The 16,214-nt window shown below is 73.8% G+C and carries 11 protein-coding genes; 1 reads left to right on the forward strand and 10 read right to left on the reverse strand.

The window, feature by feature from the left end; all coding sequences use genetic code 11:
• Positions 1–149 precede the first annotated feature (149 nt).
• The 4 genes from EV372_RS06305 to EV372_RS06320 form a co-directional block, all read right to left on the reverse strand.
• On the reverse strand, positions 150–2,744 hold the full coding sequence (locus EV372_RS06305; RefSeq protein ID WP_130395229.1) for a polynucleotide kinase-phosphatase: 2,595 nt from the start codon (positions 2,742–2,744) through the stop codon (positions 150–152).
• Complete coding sequence (locus EV372_RS06310) at positions 2,741–4,291, reverse strand: 3' terminal RNA ribose 2'-O-methyltransferase Hen1 (protein ID WP_130395230.1); 1,551 nt, start codon at positions 4,289–4,291, stop codon at positions 2,741–2,743. The genes EV372_RS06305 and EV372_RS06310 overlap by 4 nt, the downstream gene beginning before the upstream one ends.
• A 67-nt stretch (positions 4,292–4,358) precedes the next feature.
• Positions 4,359–4,832: a transporter gene (locus EV372_RS06315; RefSeq protein ID WP_130395231.1), complete on the reverse strand. Its 474-nt coding sequence runs from the start codon at positions 4,830–4,832 to the stop codon at positions 4,359–4,361.
• Positions 4,833–4,879: 47 nt separating this feature from the next.
• Complete coding sequence (locus EV372_RS06320; protein ID WP_165435967.1) at positions 4,880–5,911, reverse strand: hypothetical protein; 1,032 nt, start codon at positions 5,909–5,911, stop codon at positions 4,880–4,882.
• Positions 5,912–6,194: 283 nt separating this feature from the next.
• On the opposite strand from EV372_RS06320, the gene EV372_RS06325 reads away from it, so the two are divergent.
• Positions 6,195–7,178, forward strand: coding sequence for an ABC transporter substrate-binding protein (locus tag EV372_RS06325; protein ID WP_130395232.1), 984 nt, complete (start codon positions 6,195–6,197; stop codon positions 7,176–7,178).
• Between the two features lie 181 nt (positions 7,179–7,359).
• Here EV372_RS06325 and glpD read toward each other — a convergent pair whose 3' ends face one another.
• The 6 genes from glpD to groL form a co-directional block, all read right to left on the reverse strand.
• On the reverse strand, positions 7,360–9,081 hold the full coding sequence (glpD, locus tag EV372_RS06330) for a glycerol-3-phosphate dehydrogenase (RefSeq protein ID WP_130395233.1): 1,722 nt from the start codon (positions 9,079–9,081) through the stop codon (positions 7,360–7,362).
• A 304-nt stretch (positions 9,082–9,385) separates the two neighbouring features.
• The gene (locus EV372_RS06335) at positions 9,386–10,258 is read right to left on the reverse strand and encodes a lytic transglycosylase domain-containing protein (RefSeq protein ID WP_130395234.1); all 873 of its coding nucleotides are present in this window, start codon (positions 10,256–10,258) and stop codon (positions 9,386–9,388) included.
• Between the two features lie 193 nt (positions 10,259–10,451).
• The gene (locus tag EV372_RS06340) at positions 10,452–11,555 is read right to left on the reverse strand and encodes a GuaB3 family IMP dehydrogenase-related protein (RefSeq protein WP_130398789.1); all 1,104 of its coding nucleotides are present in this window, start codon (positions 11,553–11,555) and stop codon (positions 10,452–10,454) included.
• 120 nt (positions 11,556–11,675) lie between these two features.
• Positions 11,676–13,172: an IMP dehydrogenase gene (gene guaB / locus EV372_RS06345; protein ID WP_130395235.1), complete on the reverse strand. Its 1,497-nt coding sequence runs from the start codon at positions 13,170–13,172 to the stop codon at positions 11,676–11,678.
• 465 nt (positions 13,173–13,637) lie between these two features.
• Complete coding sequence (locus EV372_RS06350) at positions 13,638–14,234, reverse strand: sigma-70 family RNA polymerase sigma factor (RefSeq protein WP_130398790.1); 597 nt, start codon at positions 14,232–14,234, stop codon at positions 13,638–13,640.
• A gap of 287 nt (positions 14,235–14,521) precedes the next feature.
• Positions 14,522–16,132 (reverse strand): chaperonin GroEL, encoded by a 1,611-nt coding sequence (groL, locus tag EV372_RS06355; RefSeq protein ID WP_130395236.1) that lies wholly within the window; start codon positions 16,130–16,132, stop codon positions 14,522–14,524.
• Positions 16,133–16,214: the final 82 nt, after the last annotated feature.

The raw sequence follows: 16,214 nt of genomic DNA on the forward strand, positions 1-16,214 counted from the left end.
AGAGAGGGCGTGAAAAGGAGGCGAATCGGAACGCCGTTGGTGGGATCGGACCGGTCCGGCGGCGCCCGCGTCTCGTCGGATCCTCCGAAGGGGCGGACCGAGGGCGGCGGTCGCGCGACGTCAGCGCCGCGCGACCGCCGCCCCGCCCGCTACAGCCGGGGGTCGACCGGGACCGACTCCAGGGCCAGCACCGCGAACACCGGCTCGTGCACGCGCCACAGCGGTTCGCGCCGGGCGTGGCGGGCCAGCGCCTCCAGGCCCAGCTTGTGCTCGCGCATGGCCAGCCCGCTCTTGCGGCCCACGTTGCGGTCCTTCAGGACCGCCATCCGCTCGGGGTCGGTGTAGTCGGGCCCGTAGACGATGCGCAGGTACTCGGGCCCGCGCACCTTCAGCCCGGGCTGCGCCAGGCCCTTGCGGCCCGTGGCGCGGGCGCCCAGCAGGGGTTTGACCACCATCCCCTCGCCGCCGGTGGAGACCATCCCGGTCCACCAGTCGGCGGCCGAGGCGCACGCGCTCGGGTCGGTGGTGTCCACGACCCGGTAGCGGGTGGGGTGGACCAGCCCGCTGGCCTCGGCGAGCCGTTCGGCGACCGCCATGTGCCACAGGTGGTCGGCGTCCCCGTACTCGCGCCCCTCGGAGGCCAGCACCGTGAACGGCGCGTACCGGAGCCCGGCGGTGCCGTCGGTGTCCCAGGAGTAGCGCCGGTAGACCCGGCTGAACTCCTCCACCTGCTCCGTCCGGCGCGCGACCCCCTCGATCAGCCCGTCCACGGGCACACCGCGCCCGGCCGCGGCGGCGAGCGCGATCCCGGCGGCGGGCAGGGCCGCGCGGGCGGCGGCGCCCACCGACGCGTACTGCTCGCGGATCAGCGTCCGGGCCTTGGCCGACCACGGCAGCATCTCCCCGTCCAGGGCGACCCAGTCGGTGCCCAGCCGGTCCCACAGCCCGGCGTCGGTGACCGCCTGCCGCAGCTGGTCCACGACCCGCGCCTGGAGGGCCGGGTCGGAGAAGAAGGGCCGTCCGGTCCGGGTGTACACGGTGCCCAGCTCGCCGGGCACGAACCGGCGTTCGGCGGCGTCGGCGTCCCGGCACAGCACGGCCACGGCCCGCGACCCCATGTGCTTCTCCTCGCACACGACCTCGCCGATCCCCGAGCCCCGGAAGGAGGCGAAGGCCTCGTTCGGGTGCTCCAGCAGCCCGGGCTCGGCCGAGGTCGGCGCGGGCGCCATGGTCGGCGATAGGTAGAGCAGCCAGCGCGGGTCCACCGCGAACCTGCTCATGACCTCCAGCGCGGCCAGGGTGCTGCCTCCGTCGACGCGCACCAGGCCGTGCTCGGTCTCCACGGACATGCCCGTGCGGGTGTCGCTGGCGCCGATGTCGGTGACGTCCACGGCGGCGTCGGGACGCGTGGCGGGTTCCCCGTCCGCCGTGTCCGTCAGCGGCCGGGCGGGCTCGTACCAGGTGCGGCGCGCCCGCACGTCGACGATCTCGCGCTCGGGGTAGCGCAGCGCGGTGAGCCTGCCGCCGAACACGCAGCCGGTGTCCAGGCAGAGGGTGTTGTTGACCCACTCGGCCTTGACCATGGGCGTGTGCCCGTAGACCACGGCGGCCCGGCCTCGGTACTCGCGCGCCCACGGCAGCCGCACCGGGAGCCCGTACTCGTCGGTCTCGCCGGTGGTCTGGCCGTACAGGGCGAAGGAGCGCACCCGGCCGGAGGCCCGCCCGTGGTACTCCTCCTTGAGCCCGGCGTGCGCGACGACCAGCGCGCCCCCGTCCAGGACGAGGTGGCTGACCAGCCCGTCGCAGAAGTCCAGCACGCGCCTCCGGAACTCCTCGCTCTCGCGTCCCAGCTGTTCCATGGTCTCGGCGAGGCCGTGCGTGAGCCGGGCCTTGCCGCCCTTGAGCACCCGGACGAGCTTGTTCTCGTGGTTGCCGGGCACGCAGAGGGCGTCGCCGTCGGCGACCATGCCCATCACCAGGCGCAGGACGCCGGGGCTGTCGGGGCCCCGGTCCACGAGGTCGCCGACGAACACCGCCGTGCGCCCCAGCGGGTGGCGGGCGCCGACCGGGCGCCCGAGGTCGTCGCGGGTCAGCTCGTAGCCGAGCGCGCCCAGCAGCTCCTCCAGTTCCTCGCGGCAGCCGTGCACGTCGCCGACGATGTCGAAGGGGCCGGTGAGCTCCCTGCGGTCGGGCCAGGCGCGCTCCAGTTCGATGACGGCGGCGTCGGTCTCCTCGGGCCCCTGGAGCACGTGCACCTTGCGAAAGCCCTCCCTGCGCATGTGCCGCAGGCTCTGGCGCAGGTCGCGCCGCTGGCGGCGGATGACGTGGTCGCCGAAGTCGCGGTCGGGCCGGTCCCGGTTGCGCTCCCGGGCCAGGGCCTCGGGGACGTCGAGCACGATGGCCGTGGACAGCACGTTGTTGTCCTTGGCGATGCGCACGAGTTCCTGGCGGGCCCTGCTCTGCACGTTGGTGGCGTCGACCACGGCGAGCAGGCCCCGGCGCAGCCGGATGTCCACGACGGTGTGCAGGAGCGAGAACGCGTCGGCGGTGGCGGCCTGGTCGTTCTCGTCGTCGCTGACCAGGCCGCGGCAGTAGTCGGAGCTGATCACCTGCGTGGGCGCGAAGTGCCGGGCGGCGAAGGTGGACTTGCCGGAACCGGAGACCCCGACCAGCACGACGAGCCCCATCTCGGGCACGCCGAGCACGCGCGGCTCGGCGGCCCCGTCCCTCTCGGTCGTACTCATCGGACGAAGACTCCCATCTGGGTCGGTGCGCCGGTGTCGGGGTGTCCGGGCCCAACCGGCAGGTAGCGGACGCGGTAGCCGTGCTTGTCGGCGACCCCGTCCGCCCACAGGGTGAACTCGGCGCGCGTCCACTCGAAGCGGTGGTCGCTGTGCCGGAGGGCGCCCTCCTCCAGCCCCTCGTAGTGGGTGTTGTACTCGGCGTTGGGCGTGGTGACCACGACGACGCGGGGCCGGGCGGAGCCGAACACGCTCTCCTCCATCGCGGGCAGGCGCGAGGGGTCGATGTGCTCGACCACCTCCATGAGGACGGCGGCGTCGTAGCCCTCGAACCGCTTGTCGCGGTAGACGAGCGAGCCGACGAGCAGCTCCGGCCCGCGGCCCGCGTCCCCGCGGTCGCGCGCCGCGACGGTGTCGGGGAACAGGGGCCGGTGGCGGTCGCGCCCGCCCGGGCCGCAGCCCCCGCACACCCTGCGGTGGGCGCGTTCGAGGCTGACGACGCTGACGTCCACGCCGGTGACGCGCTCCAGGGAGCGGTCGCGCACCAGGCGGGTGAGCAGCTGCCCGGCGCCGCAGCCCAGGTCGATGACGCTGGTGGCCTTCTCGGCGGCCAGCACCGCCATGACCGCCCCGGCCCGCTGTTCGGCCAGGCCGGGGGCGCGCTCCTCCGGGGGCGGCGCCGCGGAGGCCTCTTCGATCCCGGGGTCGTCGCCCTCCCCGTCCTCGGTCAGGTCGTCGGCCTCGGCCAGGCGGGCCAGCGCGGTCCGCACGTAGCCGTCGCGGCGGTTGAGGTAGCGGCGGACGATCCAGGAGCGTTCGGGGTGCCCGGCGAGCCAGCCGGTCTCGGCGGGCCCGTCGGTTCCGCCGCTGTCAGCGGGCTCACCAGCAGCACCGGTCCCGGTGTCACCGGCGGCGAGCCCACCGGCCCGCAGCAGCTTGTCCACCTCGCTGCGGTCCACCCAGTAGTGCTTGTCGCCGTCCAGGACCGGAAGCAGCACGTACAGGTGGCTGAGCGCCTCGGACAGCCGGACGGTGCCGGTGAGGGTGAGCGACAGGTAGTGGGAGTCGCCCCATCCGGGCAGCCCGGGGTCGAGCGGGACCGGTTCGGCCTCCACCGCCCACCCCAGGGGCTCGAACAGCGACCGCACGCGCTCGGCGCCGCCCCGGCAGGGCACCGCGGGCATGCGCAGCTCCAGCGGGATCGGCGTGCGCGCCAGCTCGGGGCGCTGCTCGCAGTCCCCCCGCAGCGCGGAGCGCATGACCCGCCCCAGCGCCACCGTGAACAGCGACGACGTCGCGTAGGGGCGGTCGTTGACGTACTGGGCCAGTGCGAAGTCGGGCGTGCTCACCGACGTGCGCGTGCGCAGCAGCGCCTGCGCGTCGACGTCGAGCATCAGCGCGGCGGTGCAGCGCTGCTCGGTGGCCTCGGGGTAGAAGACGTGGGCGGTGCCGAAGGACTGCTCGAAGCTCTGCGCCCTGTCGGGGTGCTTGTGCAACAGGAAACCGAGGTCCGTCGCCGGATTCGCCGTGGTCGTGATCGTCAGTAGCACCCGTGCATTGTGGCCGAGCCCCCGCAGCCCTGGCGAGGGCTTTTCGGGCACCGGGGCACGTACGCCCTCAGGAGCGGACCGCGCGGGCGGACCGGCCGCGGACGACCAGCGCCGCGGCGACCAGCGTGACCGCGAGGATGAGCGCGTTGGCGGCGACCAGGCTCCACGTGGATTCGAGCACGGGGTGCAGGAACGAGGTCTGCGGCACCCGGTCGGCCGCGCCGGGCCACAGGGTCCACACCACGACGGCCAGCACCAGGTACACGGGGGCGCAGACCAGCGCCGTGATGCCGGGACGGGGCAGGCGGACGGCCCGGAGCAGCGGCCAGGCCATGACCGGGGCGAGGGGGAAGGGCAGGAGCAGCAGGGCCATCCCGGCGCCGATGTTGGCGTCGGGCGCCGTGTGGGCCGCGTCCATGGCGTGGGCGACGCCCCACCCGGCCAGGTGGGCCAGGGCCACGGCGGCGAGGGCCGCGGCCACGGCGAGCAGGACCGTGCGCGAGACGGGGGCGGGGGTGGAGGCGGGAGAGCGGTGGTTCATGCCCACAGACTGCCCGCTGTGCGCCGCCCGCACCTGAGTAGCGGTACTCAGGTCGCCGCCGGCCCCTGGGTTTCCCGGCCCGGATCGACCCCGAGTTCGGCCATCGCCCGGATCAGTTCGGTGTGGGCGGGGCCGAAGAAGGACCAGGGCACGTCGCACCGCACGGTTCCCACGGCGGTCAGGTGCCAGTGCGCCGCCTGCGCCATCCCGGCACGGTGGAAGGCCCATCCGAACAGGTGGTGGGCCTGGGCGTCGCGCGGGTGCGGCACCGCCCCGGCGGCCCACGCCCGCGCGAGCTCGAACAGCTCCTGGACCGACTCCCCGTGCAGGCGGCCCAGGGCCATGTCCACGATGTAGGGGGCGTTGCCCTCGGCGAGCAGGCGCTTCTGCTCCGCGCGCACGTGCTCGGCGTGGGCGAGGGCGAGCACGGACGGCAGGGGGCTGCCCGCGGGCGCGGTGTCGGCGGCGGCTCCCGCGAACGCGAACATCTCCTCGGTGCTGCCGCCCCGGGCGGCCGACAGGGTGCGTGTGCGGACCGTGTGGGCGGGGAACAGGTGGGGCGCGCGGGCGGTGATCTCACGCCAGATCCGGTCCTTCTCCTCCCGGTCCGCGCCCAGGCCCATCGCGGCGGTCTGGAGCCCGGCCCAGGGCGCCGCGTCGTCGGGGCGCAGACGCGCGGCGGCCTCCAGGGCCTCCCCCGCCTCGTGCAGGGCGGCGGAGGCGGCCTTCTCGTCGGCCCGGGTCCCGCCGGAGGGCCGGACCAGGGCGCGGGCCAGCAGCGTGTGGCCCAGCCAGAGCATGGTGTCGGCCCCGTCGGCGCCGGCCGCCATGAGCCCGACGATCTCCTCGGGCAGGTCGGCGGCGGCCCTGGCGAGCGCCTCGACCCGCAGCACGCGGGTCTCGGGGTCCTCCCGGCTCTCCACGAGCAGGGGGGTGCCGGCTTCGAGGTCGCCCTCGCGGACGGCCTCGCACGCGGTCCTCAGGACCGGGTCGACTCCGAAGGCCTCCGGTACCAGGTGCGCCCCGATGTCGGCGCCCCGACGCGGCACCCTGGCTGGTTTGCGTACGAATCGCCACATGCGACCGAGCGTAGCGGGCCCTCGGGCCCACGGGGCGACGGGCCCGCGCGGGGACCCGCCCGGGGGCGCGCGGGGACCTGCTCGGGGGGCGTCGCCGGTCCACGACGGCGCCCCGTCCCGCGTCCGGACGCCGCTGCGGGGAGGGCGGTGTGGCGCCCTCCCGCCAAAGGAGAATAAGGTAAGGCTTCCCTTAACCGCGCGTGGCGCGGGAGCCCCTACGGCTCCCCCGTGTCCGCCGTGCGGCGCGGAGCAGCGCTTCGCGGCGAGTGAGAGGTGTGCGTAAGTGAGGATTGCACGAGAGCGCGCGGCGGTCGGCCGCGGGAGGCGCCTGGCCGTGGCGGCGATCGCGCTGGCCGTCGCCGTGACCGGATGCGGAACCGGGGCCGGGGAGGCCGACCAGCGGTCCTCCCCCGGCGCCGACGGCTACCCCGTGACCGTCCAGACCCGGCACGGCGGGGTCACGGTCGAGGAGAGCCCGAGCCGGGTCCTGGCCCTGGGCTTCGCCGCGGCGGACGAGGCCATCTCCCTGGGCGTGACGCCGGTCGCCGTCGCCGCCGACCCCGAGACCCTGGAGGCCGCCACCCCCTGGCTGGCCGAGGAGCTGGCCGGGATCGCCGACCCCGGTCTGGTCTCGGCCGACGGCGGACCCAACCTCGAAGCCATCGCCTCGGTGGAGCCCGACCTGATCCTGGCCCAGACCTACCAGGTTCCGGACGCGACCGCGTTCGAGCGGCTCAACGCCATCGCGCCGACGGTCGCCCCGGACTCCGGGGCCCTCAACGTGGACTGGGACGCGCGCCTGCGCACCACCGCCCAGGCGCTGCGCAGGGAGGAGGAGGCAGAGGAGCTGATCACCGGCATCAGCGCGGCGTTCGCCGAGGTCGGCGGGCAGGTGCCCGACATCGGTTCCAGAACCTACCAGTGGGTGCGCGCCGACCCGGGGCAGTACGCCTTCGGCAACGGCTCGGTGCTCGAACTGTTCGGGCTGCGGCCCGCCGACAACCAGGACAACACCCAGACGGGCGATCCGCTGCCGCTGGAGCGCGCCGAGGAACTCGACGCCGACGTGCTCATGGTGTGGGCCCCGACCGGGGAGGACCGCGACAGGCTGGCCGAAGACCCCCTCTTCCAGAAGCTGCCCGCGGTCGAGGCCTCGACCGTGTACTACGCCGACCTGGCCTTCGCCAACGCGCTGAACTCCCCCGCGCCCATCGGGCTGGAGTGGCTCAGGGGCGAGCTGGAACCGGTCGTCGGACAGCTCTCCTGAGGACGGCGGGCGGCCGGTCCCCGGCGGCCCGGCCCGTGGAGGCGCGACCGCCGGAGGCCCGACCGTGCGGCGGTACGGCGGCTCGGCGCCGACCGCACGGGCCCGGACGGGTCGTCGGGCGGCGCGGCGCCTCGAACGCGGGCGGCGCACCCGGCGGCGTTCCCCCGGGTGCGCCGCGCGCTCAGGGCCGCGTGATGCTGGCCTCCGGGACGATCTCCGGGGCGCCGTGCTGGATCGCGTCCGCCTCCTGGTCGGTGTCCTGCTCCTGCGCCGCGCGCTCGGCCTCGATCCCCTTGCGGTAGTACTCGACCTCCCGCCCGACCTGCTCCTCGCTCCACTCCAGCGGACCGGCGAGCAGTTCGGCCGCCTCCTCGGCGGCGGCGATGCCCCGGTCCCAGGTCTCGAAGGAGATCCGGGTGCGCCGGGACAGGACGTCCTCCAGGTGGCGGGCCCCCTCGGCCTCGGCCGCGTAGACGATCTCGGCGCGCAGGTAGTCCTCGGCGTGCGCGAGCGGTCGGCCCAGGTCGGGGCGCTCCCGGACCAGGTCGAGCAGGTCGTGGACCGAGGCGCCGTAGCGGCGCAGCAGGTGGGTGACACGGGAGACGTGCAGCCCCGAGTCCCGGGCCAGCCGGTGGCGCTGGTTGTACAGCGCCCAGTAGCCGTCCGCGCCCACCAGGGGCAGCCGGTCGGTGACCGAGGCCGGGATCCCGTTGCCCAGGCCGTGCGCGACCGCGTCCACCGCGTCCTTGGCCATCACGCGGTAGGTCGTGTACTTGCCCCCGGCGATGAGGACCAGGCCGGGCACGGGGTGGGCCACCGTGTGCTCGCGGGAGAGCTTGGAGGTCTCCTCCGACTCCCCCGTCAGCAGCGGGCGCAGCCCCGCGTACACGCCCTCGACGTCGTCCCGGCCCAGGGGCGTGCGCAGGACCTGGTTGACGTGGTCGAGGACGTAGTCGATGTCGGCCCGGCTCGCCGCGGGGTTCTCCTTGTCCAGGTCCCACGCGGTGTCGGTGGTGCCGATGATCCAGTGGCGGCCCCACGGGATGACGAACAGGACGCTCTTCTCGGTCCGCAGGATCATCCCGGAGGAGGCCTGGATGCGGTCGCGCGGCACCACGAGGTGGATGCCCTTGGACGCGCTGACGTGGATCTGGCCCCGTCCGCCGACCATCTCCTGGATGTCGTCCGTCCACACCCCGGCGGCGTTGACCACCTGGCGGGCCCGGACGCGCCGCTCGCCGCCGCCCTCCAGGTCGGCGACGGTGGCGCCGACGACGTGCTCGCCCTCGCGCAGGAACCCGACCGCCTGGGCGCGGGAGGCGATCTTGGCCCCCAGCCCGGCGGCGGTGCGCAGCACGCTGATGACCAGGCGGGCGTCGTCCACCTGGCAGTCCCAGTACTGGATGGCCCCGGCGAGGGCGCTGCGCTTGAGCGCGGGGAAGACCCGCAGCGCCCCGGACCTGGTCAGGTGGCGGTGCGTGGGCAGCCCGCGGTTGTTGCGCGAGCTCATGGCGAGGGCGTCGTAGAGGGTGACGCCCGCGCCGATGTAGGCGCGCTCCCAGTGGTGGGCGAACGGGAACAGGAAGGGCACCGGGCGTACCAGGTGCGGGGCGATGGTGGTGAGGAGCAGGCCGCGTTCGTGGAGCGCCTCGCGGACGAGCTCGAAGTCGAACTGCTCCAGGTAGCGCAGGCCGCCGTGGATGAGCTTGCTGGAGCGGCTGGAGGTGCCCGACGCGAAGTCGCGCGCCTCGACCAGCGCCGTGGACAGTCCGCGCGAGACCGCGTCCAGGGCGATGCCCGCCCCGACGATGCCTCCCCCGACCACGAGGACGTCCAGTTCCTCGTCGGCCATCGACGCGAGCGTCTCGGCGCGCCCCTTCGGTCCCAGCCAGGTGGTAGTCATCCGTCTCCTCCGTCTCGATGGGTCTCCTCCCAGGCGCATACCCGCCCCGGGCCCGCGTCCATCCGAGAGGGCCCCAGGCTAACCGGGGGCGATGATCACACCGGGTGTCCGGCACCGGCGTGTCACGGGGAGTTCGGCTGGGGCGGGCCGGGGACGGGAGGCGTTTCACCTCCTCGGCGGGGCCGGGGCGAGGAGGGCGGCGGCTGTCGGCGGGCAGGGCGCGCGGCGCCCCCGCGGGCGGGCCGGGGACGGCCCGCCCGCGGGGAACGACCGCCGGGTCGGATCACCAGAACAGGAGGCCGGGTCAGGCCGCGTCGGCGTAGGCGTGCGCGTAGGCCAGGACGTCGGCGACGTACTCGTCGGAGCGGTTGTACTCCAGGATCGCCGCCTCCCAGTCGGCCGCGACGGTCAGGTCGCGGCCCTCCGCGCACAGGTACCGGGCCGCGGCGAGCGCGGCGTCGTCGATGTTGTGCGGGTCGGGGTCGCCACCGGACGGGGAGTCGCCCCAGCGCTCCCAGGTGTGCGGAATGAACTGCATCGGGCCGATCGCCCGGTCCCACTCGGTGTCGCCGTCGTACCGGCCGCCGTCGGTGTCCGGGATGGCCCGGGTCCGGTTGGTGCCGTCCAGCGGGATGCCGATGATGTCGACGGTCGTGTTGCCGTCGTCGCCGATCTCTCCCCCGGCGTAGGTGCCGTGGTGCGACTCGATGTAGCCGATCCCGGCCAGGGTGGGCCAGGACAGCTGGCAGGAGGGCTGGTCCCGGGCGACCACCAGCTGCGCGCCCGCGTACCCCTCCAGGGCCCGGCGCGGGATCCCGGTCGCCTCCGACACCTGGTCGAGCCACTCGGCGCTGGGGCGCGACTCCGGGACGGCGGGGGACTGGCGCTCGTCGGCGCCCGCCTCCTCGGGTGCGGGGTCGCCCTCCTCCGGGGCCACGTCCGCGGGCTCCGGCGGGCCGGTGAGCTCGTCGTGGGGCGGGGTCTGGATCGTGCCCGCCGGCGGCTCGACGCCCGAGGCACTGGGCGGCGACCACTCGTTGAACGCGTCGGAGATCCGGTTGACCAGGACGACCACTCCACCGGTCAGCAGCAGGCACACCGTCAGCGTCACGCAGACGGCGACCAGCGGGCCACGACTCCGGCGCCCCTCGGCCCCGGACGTGCGTCGTTCACCCATGGGCTCTCCACATCGTCAAGGAAACGTCAATTCCACATCACGCCGGAACCAAAGTACGCGACCGGCGACCCCTCGTGCCCGGCGCCCTCGGGCACGGGGAGCCGCCGCGCGATGGGGCCGCACACGCCAAGGGCCGCGCCGGCTGGGGCCGGCGCGGCCCTTTCAGGTCCGTGTCCTGGGCGAACGCACCCCGCTAATGCGGGTTGACCACGACCTCGACCCGCTGGAACTCCTTGAGGTCGGTGTAGCCGGAGGTGGCCATCGTGCGACGAAGAGCACCCATCAGGTTCATGGAACCGTCGCTGGTGGAGGCCGGGCCGTGCAGGATCGACTTCAGGTCGCCGATCGTGCCGACGTGGAGGCGCTCGCCGCGCGGCAGCTCGCTGTGGTGCGCCTCGCTGCCCCAGTGGTAGCCGCCGCCGGGCGCCTCGGTGGCGCGCGCGAGCGGGGAGCCCACCATGACGGCGTCGGCACCGCAGGCCAGGGCCTTGGCGATGTCGCCGCTGCCGGTCATGCCGCCGTCGGCGATGACGTGCACGTACCGGCCGCCGGACTCGTCCAGGTAGTCGCGGCGGGCCGCGGCCACGTCGCCGATGGCGCTGGCCATCGGCACGGCCACGCCCAGCACGGAGCGGGTGGTGTGGCCCGAGCCGCCGCCGAAGCCGACCAGCACGCCCGCGGCGCCGGTGCGCATCAGGTGCAGCGCCGCCGTGTAGGTGGCGCAGCCGCCGACCACGACCGGCACGTCCAGCTCGTGGATGAACTGCTTGAGGTTGAGCGGTTCGGCGCGGCCGGACACGTGCTCGGCCGACACCGTGGTGCCGCGGATCACGAAGATGTCCACGCCCGCGTCGACGACCGCCTTGTGGTACTGGGCGGTGCGCTGCGGCGACAGCCGGGCGGCGGTGACCAGGCCCGCGTCGCGGATCTCCTCGATCCGGCGGCCGATCAGCTCCTCCTGGATCGGTGCCGCGTAGATCTCCTGGAGCCGCTGGGTGGCGGCGACGTCGTCGAGCTCACGGATCTCCTGGAGCAGCGGATCCGGGTCCTCGTAGCGGGTCCAGAGCCCTTCGAGGTCGAGCACGCCGAGGCCGCCCTGCTCGCCCACGGCCACGACGGTCCGGGGCGAGGCCACGCTGTCCATGGGGCTGACCACGAGCGGGGTCTCGAACCGGTAGGCGTCGATCTGCCAGGCGATGGACACCTCCTCCGGGTCCCGCGTCCGCCGGGCAGGCACGATCCCGATCTCGTCGAGCTCGTAGGCCCGGCGTCCGTTCTTGCCCAGCCCGATCTCCACCTGAGCCAACGTTTCGATCCCCTCTGACGTGCCTCGCCGGACGGTCTACCGGCGCGTTTCCTGCCGCCGTGAGTCTATCGACCCCGGAGGGGGGCGGCGCCGGGCCGCCCGGCCGCCGCGTCAGCGGGCGTTGTAGTTGGGCGCCTCGACCGTCATCTTGATGTCGTGCGGGTGGCTCTCGCGCAGACCGGCGCTGGTGATGCGCATCAGCTGACCGCGCTCGCGCAGCTCGGTCAGCGTACGGGTCCCGGCGTACCACATGGACTGGTGCAGACCGCCGACGAGCTGGTGGGCGACCGCCTGGAGCGGGCCGCGGAAGGGCACCTGGCCCTCGATGCCCTCGGGGACCAGCTTGTCCTCGCTGGCCACGTCGGCCTGCGCGTAGCGGTCCTTGGAGAAGGAGCGGCCGCGCATGGCGCCGAGCGAGCCCATGCCCCGGTAGGCCTTGAACTGCTTGCCGTTGATGAAGATCAGCTCGCCGGGGCTCTCCTCCACGCCCGCGAGCAGGCTGCCGAGCATCACGGTGCTGGCCCCGGCCGCGATGGCCTTGGCGATCTCACCGGAGTACTGGAGTCCGCCGTCGGCGATGAGCGGGACGCCCGCCGGGCCGCACGCCCTGGCGGCCTCCAGGATGGCGGTGAGCTGCGGGGCGCCCACACCGGCCACGACCCGCGTGGTGCAGATGGAGCCCGGGCCCACACCGACCTTCACGGCGTCGGCCCCGGCGTCGATGAGCAGCTGCGCCCCGGCGCGGGTGGCGACGTTGCCCGCGACGATGTCGGCGCGCGAGTTGGCCTTGAGCTTGGCGATCATGTCCGCGAGCCCCGAGGAGTGGCCGTGGGCGGTGTCCACGACGATGAAGTCGACACCGGCCTCCACGAGCCGCTTGGCGCGCTCCTCGGCCTCGGCGCCCACGCCCACGGCGCCGCCGACGACGAGGCGGCCGTCGGCGTCCTTGGTGGCGTCGGGGTACTGCTCGCTCTTGATGAAGTCCTTGACGGTGATCAGGCCGCGCAGCCGGTTCTGGCCGTCGACCAGCGGCAGCTTCTCGACCTTGTGCCTGCGCAGCAGGTCGAAGGCCTGCTCGCGGCTGACGCCCACGGGGGCGGTGACCAGGTTCTCCGTGGTCATCACGTCGCGGACCAGGCGGCTCCGGTCGCTCTCGAAGCGCATGTCCCGGTTGGTGACGATGCCGACCAGGATCCCGGCGCCGTCGGTGACGGGCACGCCGGAGATCCGGTAGTGGGCGCACAGGCGCTCGACCTCGGCGAGGGTGTCCTCGGGCTGACAGGTGACCGGGTCGGTGACCATGCCCGCCTCGGAGCGCTTGACCAGGTCGACCTGGCTGGCCTGGTCCTCGACGGAGAGATTGCGGTGCAGGACGCCCGCGCCGCCCTGGCGGGCCATCGCCACGGCCATGCGGGCCTCGGTGACGGTGTCCATCGCCGCGGACAGCAGCGGGATCCGCAGCGTGAGGTTGCGGGACAGGCGGGTGGTGGTGTCGACCTCGCCCGGCTGGAGATCGGAGTAGGCCGGGACCAGGAGGACGTCGTCGTAGGTCAGTCCGGGGGGAAGGAGTTTGTCCCCGTAGTCGCTGTACTCCTGGCTCTGGCCCATGACACAACCTCCGCTTTCCCGGCACACCTGCGCGGTCTCGCCCTCGCGTGTCGTCTCATCCTAGGTCGTGGTCCCGTGCGCCTCCGGTGGAACAGGGTGTTTGACCCGTCACCCCGGGCCGAAAGTGACCAGCCTCACGGTTTGCGCGACCCTCTCTCCGCCCCCGCCGCGCACGCGGTTTCCCCTGCGCCCCAGGGGGTCCGGGCCCCCGCTCCCGCCGTCCCCGGAAGAGGGGAAGGCGGTGGCCGGGGCCGTTCCGAGCCGTCACCGCGGCCCCCGGGGGCGGTCGCCGCGCAACAGGTCACATGAGGTGGTCACCCCATGACCCGACCCGTGGCACGCGCCTCGGGGGACGGGCGGCTCTAGGGGCGGAGGTAGCCCGACGGCCCGAGGGCGCGGCAGTATCCGCGCACCCGGGGGCGATCGGGGCACCGGCGGCGTCCGGGCCGGGGGCGTCCGGAGTGCTCAGGGGACGAGGCGGTTCGCCACGGCCACCTGCCGAAGCCGAGCAATAGCTCGGTGCTGGGCAACCCGTACCGCTCCCGCCGACATTCCAAGAACATGTCCCGTCTCATCCGCCGTAAGTCCTGCGATGACCCTCATGATCAGCAGTTTGCGCTGTTGTTCGGGCAGCTCGTCGAGAAGCTCCCGGGCCCGCTGGGCCTCGATCACCCGCACCGCCGACTCCTCGGGCCCCGGCCCCTCGTCGGGGCGCTCGGGCACGGAGTCGGTGGGCACCGTCTCGACCCTGCCCGCACCGCGCAGGGTGTCGGCCACCTTGTGGGCCGCTATGCCGAACACGAAGGCCGCGAAGGGGCGGCCGCGGTCCTGGTAGCGCGGTATCGCCGAGAGCAGGGCGATACACACCTCCTGGGCCACGTCGTCGGAGTAGTGGGCCAGCCCCGAGACCCGGGCCAGGCGGGCACGGCAGTACCTGACCACCATGGGGCGGACCTCGCGCAGCAGCGAGTCCATCGCCCCGTCGTCCCCCCGGACCGCCAGCGATCCCAGATGGTTCAACCCCGTGTGGTCCCGCTGCCCCCGGGCGCCTGCATCCGTCACCGTCACGCTAGGAATGATGCCCCCACCGCCGGACTGAACCACTCGGATCGGCAACTACAGAATGGTCACGTTTCGGGAAAATCACCCGAAAACATCTGCGCCGCCGAGGGAAACCTGTGACGTGCGTGATAGTGCGCGGGGGCGGAGCAACCGCTCCGCCCCCGTCGCGGCCGGGCCGTGTCCGCCGGACGCGTCCCGGCCGCCGTGGCCGTGCTCCGGGGTTCCCCGGGTCCGCAAGGCCCGGGGGCCCCGGGATCCGCGGCCCCCGGAGGGCCCGGCCGCCGTGCCTAGTGGCTGTGGCCGTGCCCGTCGTCCTCGTCGTCCTCGGGCTTGTCCGCCACCAGCACCTCGGTGGTCAGCAGCATGCCCGCGATGGAGGCGGCGTTCTGCACGGCGGAGCGGGACACCTTGACCGGGTCGAGGATGCCCTGCGAGGTCAGGTCGCCGTAGGTGCCGGTCGCGGCGTTGTAGCCGTGGCCGACCTCCAGCTCCGACACGCGGTGGGTGACCACGTAGCCCTCGGCGCCCGCGTTCTCCGCGATCCACCGGGCGGGCTCGACCAGGGCACGGCGCACGATCGCCACACCGGTGGCCTCGTCGCCCGTCAGGCCGAGGTCGTTCGAGTCCAGCACCTTGGAAGCGTGCACCAGGGAGGCGCCGCCACCGGCGACGATGCCCTCCTCGATGGCCGCGCGGGTCGCCGAGATGGCGTCCTCCAGGCGGTGCTTCTTCTCCTTGAGCTCGACCTCGGTGGCCGCGCCCACGCGCAGGACGGAGACGCCGCCCGCGAGCTTGGCCAGGCGCTCCTGGAGCTTCTCGCGGTCCCAGTCGGAGTCGCTCGCCTCGATCTCCTTGCGGATCTGGCGGACGCGGTCCTCGACCTCGGACTGCTCCCCGGCGCCGTCCACGATGGTGGTGGCGTCCTTGGTGATCGTGACGCGGCGGGCGCCGCCCAGCGCGTCGAGGTCCACGTTCTCCAGGGTCAGGCCGACCTCCTCGGCGACGACCTGGCCGCCGGTGAGGACCGCGATGTCCTGGAGCATGGCCTTGCGGCGCTCGCCGAAGCCGGGCGCCTTGACGGCGGCGACGTTGAGGGTGCCGCGGATCTTGTTGAGCACCAGGGCGCCCAGGGCGTCACCGTCGATGTCCTCGGCGATGATGAGCAGGGGCTTCTTGCTCTGGACGACCTTCTCCAGCACGGGCAGCAGGTCGTTGAGGCTGCTGATCTTGCCCTGGTTGATCAGGATCAGCGCGTCCTCCAGCACCGCCTCCTGGCGGTCGCCGTCGGTGACGAAGTAGGGCGAGACGTAGCCCTTGTCGAACTGGAGGCCCTCGGTGAAGTCCAGGTCCAGACCGAAGGTCGGGGCCTCCTCCACCGTGATGACGCCGTCCTTGCCGACCTTGTCGAACGCCTCGGCGATCAGGTCGCCGATCTGGGCGTCCTGGGCGGAGTTGGTGGCGACGTAGGCGATGTCCGCGCGCTCCTCGACGGGGCGGGCGCGCTCCAGGAGGACCTCCGACACCTTGGCGGCGGCGGCGTCGATGCCCTTCTTCAGGGACATCGGGGAGGCGCCGGCGGCCACGCTGCGCAGACCCTCGCGGACGAGGGCCTGGGCCAGAACGGTCGCGGTGGTGGTGCCGTCACCGGCGGCGTCGTTGGTCTTGGTGGCGACCTCCTTGACCAGCTGGGCGCCCAGGTTCTCGTAGGGGTCGTCCAGCTCGACCTCACGGGCGACGGTCACGCCGTCGTTCGTGATGGTGGGGGCGCCGAACTTCTTGTCGATGACGACGTTGCGACCGCGCGGGCCGAGCGTCACCTTGACGGCGTTGGCGAGGCGGTCGACGCCCCGCTCGAGGGCGCGACGGGCGTCGTCCTCGAACTCCAGGATCTTCGGCATGTGGGTGCTTCCTCTTCAGGCTGGTCGAAAGAGAGCATCCCGCCCGCCCGGCTGTGCGCCGACCGGTGCGGGATGCGGATGG

Source organism: Nocardiopsis sp. CNZ308 (assembly GCF_004217075.1).

Coding starts and splice junctions, on each gene's coding strand:
- EV372_RS06305 (WP_130395229.1), bottom strand. CDS start 2,744: ATGAGTACGACCGAGAGGGACGGGGCCGCCGAGCCGCGCGTGCTCGGC.
- EV372_RS06315 (WP_130395231.1), bottom strand. CDS start 4,832: ATGAACCACCGCTCTCCCGCCTCCACCCCCGCCCCCGTCTCGCGCACG.
- EV372_RS06320 (WP_165435967.1), bottom strand. CDS start 5,911: ATGTGGCGATTCGTACGCAAACCAGCCAGGGTGCCGCGTCGGGGCGCC.
- glpD (WP_130395233.1), bottom strand. CDS start 9,081: ATGACTACCACCTGGCTGGGACCGAAGGGGCGCGCCGAGACGCTCGCG.
- EV372_RS06335 (WP_130395234.1), bottom strand. CDS start 10,258: ATGGGTGAACGACGCACGTCCGGGGCCGAGGGGCGCCGGAGTCGTGGC.
- guaB (WP_130395235.1), bottom strand. CDS start 13,172: ATGGGCCAGAGCCAGGAGTACAGCGACTACGGGGACAAACTCCTTCCC.
- groL (WP_130395236.1), bottom strand. CDS start 16,132: ATGCCGAAGATCCTGGAGTTCGAGGACGACGCCCGTCGCGCCCTCGAG.